Source organism: Klebsiella sp. YJ, from assembly GCF_002108615.1.
Classification (GTDB): Bacteria; Pseudomonadota; Gammaproteobacteria; order Enterobacterales; family Enterobacteriaceae; genus Klebsiella; species Klebsiella planticola.
This window is the reverse complement of record NZ_MTEG01000097.1, coordinates 1-1,105: the sequence shown is the minus strand read 5'-3', so window position 1 is coordinate 1,105 and position 1,105 is coordinate 1. Positions and strand designations below refer to the sequence as shown.

Annotated in this window: 2 protein-coding genes; both read left to right on the top strand. The window is 49.7% G+C overall.

Features of this window, described 5'->3' with window-relative positions; genetic code table 11:
- On the top strand, positions 1-192 hold a 192-nt coding region (locus BV390_RS30330; RefSeq protein ID WP_139156027.1), incomplete at its 5' end, for a hypothetical protein.
- 5 nt (positions 193-197) lie between these two features.
- Complete coding sequence (locus BV390_RS30325) at positions 198-998, top strand: hypothetical protein (protein ID WP_085397642.1); 801 nt, start codon at positions 198-200, stop codon at positions 996-998.
- Positions 999-1,105 lie beyond the last annotated feature (107 nt).

Here is a 1,105-nt window from a genome sequence, read left to right as displayed (position 1 = left end):
CTCGTTGATTTCCGTGACGTAATGTACGACCTCTCTCAGACGCTGAACTGTGAGTTTTTCAGTATTTATGACCTGTTCGACACCTGGACGGAAATGAACGGGCTTGGCTGCTTCATTGATAACCTGCACCCGAGCACCGTTGGCGGAAACATGATCGCTTCATCCCTTAATAACGCGCTGATTAAAGGCTAAAAAATATGAGCACAATTTATATTCCAAAACTGGGCGACATTGTTATTCCTGGTAGCCACCCGAAAAAAGGGCATTTTATGCTGCCCGACTTGCCTGTCACTACCGGACTGAAAGGTATGCATGTCCAGGGCGGTAATGCCGCGCTGAGCATCAGGAATCTGGCTGACAGCTCCACTCCGCTGACCATGGTAGGCACACCGACAATTTCCCCGACCTTTGGCGCTGTGTGTAACTTCAGCAACTGTTTTGATACAGGCAGGGTATCTACCAGGAACCAGACCCATATCGTGATCTGTAAGCCGGTAAAACCGACAGCGTCCACCGAGCAGCAACAGGCGTTCATGATGGGTAACTACAATTACTCTGGATCGCCGATCGTCTACCGGGGGGATGGCCTTGCTTTCATGTTTTCGTCGCAGAGTTTGTATGGTGCCTTTGTTGAAGACAACAATGCCACCCCGACCAACATGATTAATAACTTCACGACCAATTATGACGTGACGAAATGGGCGGCCTTTGTGTCACTGATTGATGGCGATAATAACATTGCCAGAATCGGTGGGCGGCAGGGAGGTGCGCTTGCATGGCAAGGTTCACGTACGCTAACCAACAGGACTGCTTACACTGGCAGAACCATCAGGATAGGGTCGCATCATGCTGGCGCAGCGTATCCGGCAGGAGCGGATATCACTATGGGAATGGAGCTGATTTTTGAAGCAGCGCTAACACAGGCCGAAGTGGCTTCTGTTATCGACAGTATCAGTGCGTATCTGAATGCGGCATGGGGCATTAACGATTTGGGTTAATACAGTGATTGTAGAGACTTGCGGCTGCCATGAAAATTGATAGGCGAAACCCCTCTTGATCTGAGGTCTCGATAAAACTACTGTATATAAAAACAGTGTGCGCCGGG